This is a genomic window from Paenibacillus sp. NRS-1781, from assembly GCF_050467745.1.
GTDB lineage: Bacteria > Bacillota > Bacilli > Paenibacillales > Paenibacillaceae > Paenibacillus > Paenibacillus terrae_A.
Genome location: NZ_JBITPI010000013.1, coordinates 54277 through 63451 on the forward strand (window position 1 = coordinate 54277; position 9175 = coordinate 63451).

Sequence of the window (9175 nt, forward strand, 5' to 3'; positions counted from 1 at the left end):
GATTGCAAGGAACACTCGAAGTTGTCCACGTTGTGATCAAAGACAGTTATGTTATTCACAATCGTATTTGTTTATTTCAAATTCAGATATCCCGTTGTGTTCATAACCTGTGACTAAATATGATACGAAGTGAATACTCAATCATACTTCCGTATAATCGTCTTAGCTTAGCGCAGTTACACGTCTATAGTTCGGTTTCCACATGAGTTCACGAAGCGGCTGCTCTATATGATCTGGTTGGGCACTGGCTGTACCGTCCTGTAAAGCTGCCTTTGCCACGGCTAAGGCTACAGCAAAGGATACCTCTTTCAGCTTGTGTTCACTGGGTAGAAGGGCGCTTCCAGGCTTAGTGCTGTCCACCATCTCAGCCACAGCATTTGCAGCGGCGGTACACATACCTTCGGTGATCGTCTTGGCCTGTACTGCAATCGCGCCAAGCCCCAATCCTGAGAACACAAATGCATTGTTTAATTGTCCGATTTCATAAACCGTCCCGTCATAGGTGATAGGCTCAAAGGGGCTTCTAGTAGTGATAAGCGCCCTACCTTGTGCCAGCGACTCAGATCCTCTGGAATTGCCTCTGCGAGCGCTGTAGGGTTAGGCATAGGCATGATGATAGGCCGTTCAACGAGATTAGCCATTTCTTTTATAGTTTTCTCTGAGAAAGCACCATGTACACCTGAGGTGCCGATCAGTATAGTAGGCTTAATCTGACGAATGACCTCAATTAGAGAGATTTTACCGTCATCTGATCGCGCCCATGAACATACTTCGTCTTCGGAACGCAAATAGGGTTTCTGAAAGTCGAACATATTCTCCATCCCCTCGGTTAACAGCCTTCGGTAATCATAAGCCCAAAAACGTTGGCTGCTTTCCTTCTCAGACAGTCCTTGCTTTATCATAGCATCTCGAATCTGGTCGGCATTTCCAATCCCTGCGGCACCTGGGCCGAAAATAAGAATTCGTTGCCCCTGTAATGGAATTCCCGTCACCTTTAACGCCGAAATAACAGCTGCTAATATAACCGCACCTGTTCCTTGTATGTCATCATTAAACGTGAGAATATGTTCTCCGTACTCTTCCATAATATTGCGGGCGTTAACATTACCCATATCTTCTCAATCAAGAAGTAAATTCGGGAACTGTCCCCATGTATGCTGTACAAATGCATCAATACAACGGTCATACTGCTCTCCACACATCCGCTGTTGTCGATTACCGAAGTAGAGAGGGTCTTGTAGCAATTTTTCATTTTTAATCCCAACATCTAATACGATAGGTAGCACACGCCCCGGACTAATACCAGCTGCCACTGTATACATTGCTAACTTACCTATGACGATGTTAATGCCTCCCACACCCCAATCCCCAATACCGAGTATGCTTTCGGAGTTAGTAACCACGATTAAGTCTACATCGTCAGCGCTCAATTGCGTGTTGGCAAAAGCCTGTGCGATGCCGTCCACATTATTAATGGAAAGATATACCGCACCGGGACGATGATACTCATGGCTGTATTCCTGAATAGCTTGACCTACGGTTGGTGTATAGACAATCGGAAGCATTTCGCTTAGGTGATCCGTAAGGAGACGATAGTATAAGACCACATTCCGATGATACAAGTCATTTAGCGAAGCATTCTTACGCAGCATGGTTGGTTGAGCGAAACTGCTTATACGCACGTTCGGCCTGCTCTTCCAAGGTCAGGACCGTCGTAGGCAGTATACCTTCAAGCCCTAACTACTTGGTTCATTCGGTCTAAAGGCAACACCCTTGTTTAAAAGCAGATTAGTGAGTACATCTTTTCCTTTGAGCGGAGTAGCGAGTGAACCGTCTTCGTTGACGTAAAAAGCTTCCATTCAAGTAAACCTTCTTTCTTCGACTAATTACCTTTAGTTTCCAAGTAACCTTAGGATCATTCCCAAATGAACTGTATAAGAATATTTTATATAAAGTCAATGAACCTGGTCGAATGCCGGGGATAGGGTTATAGAATGCTGACAGAACAACCTTCCTGCTGATTTCAGACTGAGTAATGTTTATATCAGGCCCACATACTGTGGATTGACAATGAATATGAAAGTTTTATACTTTATTTATTCTTATTAGTTTAGTCGGCTTTTGGAACATGGTACTTATTTATGAATCTTCAGACGGAGGCGCATTAATAATGAACTTATTGGAGAAAGAAGCATTGATTAAGGTCAAGGCAATTGAGCTGGAAGAGGCTACGCCCGAAGAAATTATCCAGTATGCTGTTCATACATTCCCCAACCTAACCTTTGCTTGTAGCTTTGGGGCGGAGGATGTAGTGCTTGTAGATATGCTGCAAAAAATTAGTCCCTCCAGTGATGTTTTTTATTTGGACACTGACTTTCATTTTCAAGAAACTTACGATACGCGTGATCAGATGAAGGAAAAATACAACATGGATTTTGTGCGGGTATCTCCCTTAATTACTCCGGAAGAGCAAGCGGCTAAGCATGGAGAAGAGCTTTGGAAATCAGATCCCAACACATGCTGTGGTATACGTAAAGTAGAGCCGCTAACACGTATTTTATCGCAATACGATGCATGGATTACTGGCATTCGCCGAGATCAGGCTCCTACCCGTGCAAATGCAAAAAAGATTGAGTATGACGAAAAGTTCGGTCTTGTTAAATTCAACCCGTTGGCAAGCTGGACATCAGAGGACGTGTGGAACTATATTCATACGCATGAAGTGCTGTATAATCCGCTACATGATCGTAACTATCCCAGCGTCGGTTGTGAGCAATGCACGCGTGAAGTCCTTCCGGGCGAAGATCCTCGTGCTGGACGCTGGTCAGGTAATGAGAAGACGGAGTGTGGACTCCATCAATAACGATACACAGTTCGCTGTGAATAGCATTTATGAACAGAAAGGAAGTACATTATGACTGCAATTCTTCCGCATGGTGGAGCGCTTATAGATAGAATCATTACAGGTTCAGAGCAAAAAACACTTTTGCAGGTTGCCCGTGAATTGTTTCCTATCCGTGTAAATTCGTGGACTATTTCCGATCTGGATTTAATTGGAGTGGGGGCATTTTCTCCGCTGAGAGGGTTTATGAACGAAGCCGACTATCGGTCAGTGGTAACGGATATGCGTCTTGCCGATGGCACAGTCTGGAGTATCCCCATTACGCTTGCGGTTACAGAGAGCATAGCCGGGGAACTGGCATTGGGGCAAAAGGTCGCTTTAGTGGGTGAAACGGATGGTACCATATATGCTGTACTTGATATTGAGAGTATATATCAGGTTGATCAGGCAGAGGAAGCCAGACGTGTATTCAAGACGGATGACCCGGCACATCCTGGTGTCAAAAAACTTTTGGAGCGACCAACTACTTATGTAGGGGGATCTGTACAGGTATTGAATCGGCCAGAACCCGCGCAATTTGGTGAGTTTTATTACACACCGGCGCAGACGCGCAATCATTTTGCTGAAAAAGGCTGGAAAACAGTAGTAGGATTCCAAACGCGTAATCCCGTACACCGGGCGCATGAGTACATCCAAAAAAGCGCGATGGAGATTGTAGATGCGTTATTTCTGAATCCGCTCGTTGGTGAAACCAAGTCAGATGACGTTCCAGCAGATGTGCGGATGAAGAGCTATCTGGTGCTGCTAGACAACTATTATCCGGCTTACCGTACTTTTCTGGGTGTGTTTCCTGCTGCCATGCGATATGCTGGTCCGAGAGAGGCCATTTTTCATGCGATTGTGCGGAAGAACTACGGTTGTACCCATTTTATTGTAGGAAGGGACCATGCGGGTGTAGGAGACTATTACGGCACATACGAAGCACAGGATATTTTCAGAAACTTCACACCTGAGGAACTGGAGATCACCCCGTTGTTCTTCGAACACAGCTTTTATTGCACCCGATGTGGAAATATGGCCTCTAGCAAAACATGTCCTCATCCCAAGGAACATCATTTGACGCTTTCAGGCACCAAAGTGCGGGAACTGTTACGTTCGGGGGTTTGCCCGCCGCCTGAATTTACACGACCGGAAGTCGCCCAAGTGTTGATTGAAGGTATGAAAGAATTTGTTCATTCCTGAGTTGTACTATTTACACGCCTCGTCCCATATAGATCATTAGTATCTGTATAGGGACGGAGGCGTTTTGTTATGCAAAAAAATAATCATAAACACCAGGTTACACTGTGGATTCGCTATCGGACGCTGAAAAAAATATTGCTGGGCTGCTGTCTCGCCGTTCTGTTTATCACGCTTGCTCTATATGAGATACCTGCATCAAGAGCCTGGACCCATTGGAGTCTTCCGCTTACCGGTAAAATAATTGCCATAGATGCAGGACATGGAGGGCCCGATGGAGGGGCTGTCAGCAAAGAAGGTGTCATTGAGAAGGACATTAATCTGGCGATTGCCTTTTATTTGCGAGATTATTTGCAACAAGCAGGAGCCGTTGTCGTTATGACCCGGGAGACTGACCGCGATTTGGCGCAGCAAGAAATCAGGGGCTATGCGAGAAGAAAAACGGAGGACCTGAAGCAGCGCGTACGCATGATTGAGGAGCATAAAGCGGACCTCTTTTTAAGCATTCACATGAACAGCATCCCGTCGAGCCGCTGGAGTGGAGCCCAAACCTTTTACGTCCCTAATCATGCGGATAACGAAAATTTGGCCTTTCTCATTCAGGAGGAGATTAAGCGCAACTTGGAGAACACAAACAGAGTGGCCAAGACGGTGAATACGGTATATTTGCTCAAGGCCCTCAAAATGCCATCAGTCCTCGTAGAAGTCGGCTTCTTATCCCATCCAGAGGAAGCCAGACGACTGAGTGACGAGACCTATCAGAGACAGGTGGCGGCAGCAATATACAAGGGAGTGCTGCGTTATAGCGCTGGGGAAAAGTGGACATCGTCAGCACCTGAGGTCAGATAGTGGTATACTGTAAGTGTTTACAACTACGTAAATTTATTGAAGCAGAGGTGCTGATTATTCATGCAAACCAGAGAGCAAGTTATAGAGCTACTTCACCAGGTACGAGAGCCTCACACGGGTCAACGTTTGGTCGATCTTCATTTTATTCGGGATGTTGTTATTAAAGAGGATCGTGTATCCTTGACCGCAATTAGTCTGAACCCAGAGGAAGGGGCAAGGGTAGAGCTGGAGAGGGAAATCAGACAGACGTTGGAAGAAGCGGGGCTGAACCATATTCATATTCGTATCCGTGAAGCGTCTGAGCATGAAAGGTCCGCCATTCAGACAGGAGAACATGCGGAGGAAGCGTCAGATCCGGTTTTGACCAAGGGACATGCTGTCGGTATGGAAGAACATGAGCTGCTGAATCCGGCATCTGGCGTACGATTTATTGCGATTGCCAGCGGAAAAGGTGGTGTCGGAAAATCGACAGTGGCTGTAAATTTAGCGGCTGCCCTGGCTAGACAGGGCAAACGTGTAGGTTTGATTGATGCCGACATCTATGGATTTAGCGTACCGGATATGATTGGAGTCGAGGACGTTCCTACCGTAGAAGAAGGTATTATTCAGCCTGTGGAGCGATTTGGCATCAAGATAATGTCTATGGGTTTTTTTGTCAGGGAGAACAACCCTGTGATCTGGAGAGGACCCATGCTGGGAAGAATGCTCAGACAGTTTTTTAGCGATGTAGAATGGGGCGAGCTGGACTATATGATTCTTGATCTACCACCGGGAACCGGGGATGTAGCGCTTGATGTACACCAGATGATCCCCCAGAGTGAAGAAATTATTGTGACTACCCCTCATGCCACAGCAGCCTTTGTTGCCGCACGTGCAGGAGCAATGGCGCTCCAAACGGATCATAAGATCATTGGAGTTGTGGAGAACATGTCCTATTATGTATCTTCTACCGGAGAGAAGGACTATGTTTTCGGCCGTGGAGGTGGGGCTATGCTGGCGGATACCCTTCATACAAAGTTGCTGGCGCAAATTCCGCTGGGTATTCCGGATAATCATCCGTCAGAGGCGGATTTCTCACCATCTGTATATAAATCCGAATCGGCAACGGGAGCGATCTATAACGATATCGCCACTCAAATTACGACGCTACACGCCGAATCTGAATAAGAAAAAAGGCTGGTTGCTGAACCAGCCTTTTTATTATTGATCTCCTTGTCCGCCGCTGCTATCACCACTACCGCCACCTTGTTTTTCACCGCTTGATCCGTCTTGGCCACCACTTTTTTTCTGAACCTTGGGTTGAAGCTCTTCTTGTACCACAGTTTTGAGTAAATTCATGACCTCAAGTCGGAAAATAGGATTCTGCATCGCATCGTGCATCACCGTCATAGATTGTTTGCGGTATTCAGGAGTTTTAGTTAAATCCATATACATTTTGGTCAGCTCTGGCGATTTGAGCATCGCCTCAATAGATTTTTGATAAGAAGGGTCTTTAATAAGTTGCATATGAAGTTGCTTACTTTGGCTGTTGATGGCCTTGGCAAATTCACCAGCAAAGCGCGGATCAGTCATAATTTTTTCGATTTCCTTTTTGTATTCCGGAGAAACCAGGGTATCCTTAACTGCGATTTTCATTTGTTCTGCTGACTGTGTGGGCATAATCATTTTCATCCCCATACTGCCACCGCCGGAACCTCCCCCAGAGCCACCGCTTTCGCTGCCTTGACCGGATTGCCCTTCTTTGGAAGAGCTGCTTTCTCCCGTCAAAGCCTCCTCCACTGCTTTTTTTCCGTCATCGCTTTTTAAAATATCGACAACCATCGTTTTCATTTCTTTATAGCTGTTCTGGGGAGGCGCGGAGCTCTGGTCCGAACCACAGCCGGTCAGCGCAACGCCCAGTACGCATATCATGCTGACTAATCGCAAACGAGTCCAATTCATGGCCGTATTCCTCCTTCATCATGAATGTGGATAGTATGCGAATGGATAAGGTGAAATATGTCGCCTGACTTTTGGTTTTTTGTTGAGAACGTTGTAAAATAACTCCTTAAAGCCCCAGGGCCTGATCACGAACCTCTTTGCCTTTTACTGTGCCCTGTTGAAGCAACTCGGATACAGTTACGAATTCATAACCTTGCGCACGCAATTTGTCGATAATGGCGGGTAGCGCTTCATGAGTTTGTTTACAGGAATCACTGGCATGCAGAAGAACAATGTCGCCGGGATGTGCTTTCTTCACAACACGGTCAATAATGACCTGAGTACCTGGGTTTTTCCAATCTAAAGAATCCGTGTCCCACTGGATTGTTTTGTAGCCTAAAGTGCTAGCGATCTGAAGGACCCTTTTGTCGAAATCACCATTAGGCATACGGATCAGTTTGGGGGGCTGTCCGGTCAGCTCAGTCAACGTGGTGTGAGCTGTTGAAATCTGCTTACGAATGTCCTCATCGCTTAGACTGCTGTAATTTTCATGTTTATGTCCATGGCTGCCGATCTCATATCCGCTGTCTTTAATCCGATTCACAAGTTCCGGATGTGTTTTGCTCCACGGGGAAGAAAGAAAGAAGGTGGACTTGGTTACTTTTTTGTCTTCAAGAACCTTTAGGATGGGTTCAGTACGCTTATCTCCCCAACTAATGTCAAAGGTAAGAGCGATCAGCTTTTTGTCTGTGGGTACACTATAAATGGCCGCTGGTGCTTCCTCGGAAAAAACGGTAACATTATCGGTTTCAACATAAATAACCCCAATAGCGAAAATGGCCGCTGCCGCTACGATAAAGAACCGTTTGATTTTTTTGCCATTCAGTACATAAAAAAAAGAATTCATGGTTAATAACGCCCCTTTCATCATAGAAGTGCTTGTTTACTTAAAGCTATGCCTGGGGTTGTCAATTATGCCTTTGCACTAACAGGAGGGATTGATTTGATGGGATTAAAAGCATTTCTTCACGATTTACACACGACAAGAAGGTTGATTTTAGTTTCCGCATTTCTGTTTTGCATAAGTATTGTGGTGGGTTGGTTAAGTACAGGCGCTATTCAATCCATATTGGCTCAACAAATGGCAGGGTTGGGGGAAGTGGCTCAGCGTCTACAACAGTCTGAACATCCTCAATGGATCTTTTTTGTGTTCATCTTTTTCAATAATGCGATTAAGTGTGTGCTGGTTATATTTATCGGGGCTTTATTTGGAATCGTACCAATTGTATTTTTGATTATGAATGGGATGGTTTTGGGGTTTGTCGTACACTTACAGACGGATATGGGCAGAAGCTTATATGAGGTTATTGTAAAAGGACTTCTTCCGCACGGGGTGATTGAATTACCTGTTTTAATTATCGCCTGTGCTTTCGGTTTGAAGTTTGGGGGGCAAGTGATGTCCTCGATCGGTACAGTCATAGGGTTGAAACGAAGAGTGCTTGCCCAAACGTGGGAGTCGTTTATGAAACAGACGTTAAGGGTGTCTATATGGTCCGTTGTTCTGCTGCTTATTGCTGCTGCAATCGAGAGTGGGATAACGTATCGTATATTGTCACATTAAAATATTATGGTCGTTTATTTATATTTTTCCTGAAAATTGAACATAACAAAGGGGAGAGCCCTAAGAAAAACATGGAATTAAATCCGAATAAGTTTGAAACCTTAGCAGTTGAGTTTAAAAACAGGTAAACACTGGAACAATAGTTGGGCAAATATAAGCACTATATAATAAGCTGATAAGGGAGTTTGGTCATATGCTGGGAATGCTGTTTAACGAAAAAGAATGCAAGGAACTGGATTATGTTCTTCGAAAGGAACTTGATGAAATGCTGCTTGATATGAGCGACACCCGATTGGATCAGGATATTCGCTATGCGATAGCGCTTCGGTATAAAACAGTTTTCCGCATGTACGCTCGCTTTGCACCCGCCAAGGAACTATCCAAATATGCACGTAGAGGGCGCGTCCCGCAAACCAAACAATAAAAGATATAAGAGCTAACTTATAAATCCAGAGATATCAGGAAGTTAACTCTTAATAAGTTTATACTTTCTGATATCAAAATAAGTATTGACTCTATTTAGAATTCATGGTAAATTAATTTTCGTTCCTTTTTGAGAAAATTGCTCGAAAAAAAAGAAATTAAAAAAACTCTTGCAAATCTCGAAAAGTAATGATATATTATAAAGGTCGTCACTGAGACGCGGTGATGAAACGAAGTAAGACAAAAGTAAAACACATTGTAGGTTTGATCTTTGAAAACTG

The 9175-nt window shown here is 44.7% G+C and carries 8 protein-coding genes and 1 pseudogene; 6 read left to right on the plus strand and 3 right to left on the minus strand.

What is annotated here, in order from left to right; all coding sequences use genetic code 11:
* Window positions 1-162: 162 nt before the first annotated feature.
* Window positions 163-1859, minus strand: a pseudogene (locus ACIFO6_RS04590) (NAD-dependent malic enzyme).
* 311 nt (window positions 1860-2170) lie between these two features.
* Between ACIFO6_RS04590 and ACIFO6_RS04595 the strand changes: the two are divergent.
* The 4 genes from ACIFO6_RS04595 to ACIFO6_RS04610 all read left to right on the plus strand — a co-directional run bounded on the left by ACIFO6_RS04595 (window position 2171) and on the right by ACIFO6_RS04610 (window position 6097).
* Window positions 2171-2863, plus strand: coding sequence for a phosphoadenylyl-sulfate reductase (locus ACIFO6_RS04595; RefSeq protein WP_044647216.1), 693 nt, complete (start codon window positions 2171-2173; stop codon window positions 2861-2863).
* Window positions 2864-2914: 51 nt separating this feature from the next.
* Window positions 2915-4084, plus strand: a complete 1170-nt coding sequence (gene sat / locus ACIFO6_RS04600; protein ID WP_430038553.1) for a sulfate adenylyltransferase — start codon at window positions 2915-2917, stop codon at window positions 4082-4084.
* A 69-nt stretch (window positions 4085-4153) separates the two neighbouring features.
* Window positions 4154-4930: an N-acetylmuramoyl-L-alanine amidase CwlD gene (gene cwlD / locus ACIFO6_RS04605; RefSeq protein ID WP_430038555.1), complete on the plus strand. Its 777-nt coding sequence runs from the start codon at window positions 4154-4156 to the stop codon at window positions 4928-4930.
* A gap of 60 nt (window positions 4931-4990) precedes the next feature.
* Window positions 4991-6097 (plus strand): P-loop NTPase, encoded by a 1107-nt coding sequence (locus ACIFO6_RS04610; RefSeq protein ID WP_430038557.1) that lies wholly within the window; start codon window positions 4991-4993, stop codon window positions 6095-6097.
* Between the two features lie 33 nt (window positions 6098-6130).
* On the opposite strand, the gene gerD is transcribed toward ACIFO6_RS04610, so the two are convergent.
* A complete protein-coding gene (gene gerD / locus ACIFO6_RS04615) occupies window positions 6131-6871 on the minus strand; it encodes a spore germination lipoprotein GerD (RefSeq protein WP_430038559.1) in 741 nt (246 codons plus the stop codon).
* A 106-nt stretch (window positions 6872-6977) separates the two neighbouring features.
* Window positions 6978-7757 carry a polysaccharide deacetylase family sporulation protein PdaB gene (gene pdaB / locus ACIFO6_RS04620; protein WP_430038561.1) on the minus strand — a complete coding sequence of 260 codons (780 nt, stop codon included), beginning with the start codon at window positions 7755-7757 and terminating at the stop codon, window positions 6978-6980.
* A 99-nt stretch (window positions 7758-7856) separates the two neighbouring features.
* Between pdaB and ACIFO6_RS04625 the strand changes: the two genes are divergently transcribed.
* The gene (locus ACIFO6_RS04625; protein WP_430038563.1) at window positions 7857-8471 is read left to right on the plus strand and encodes a stage II sporulation protein M; all 615 of its coding nucleotides are present in this window, start codon (window positions 7857-7859) and stop codon (window positions 8469-8471) included.
* A gap of 193 nt (window positions 8472-8664) precedes the next feature.
* Window positions 8665-8895 carry a hypothetical protein gene (locus tag ACIFO6_RS04630; RefSeq protein WP_013312131.1) on the plus strand — a complete coding sequence of 77 codons (231 nt, stop codon included), beginning with the start codon at window positions 8665-8667 and terminating at the stop codon, window positions 8893-8895.
* The last annotated feature ends 280 nt before the right edge of the window (window positions 8896-9175 follow it).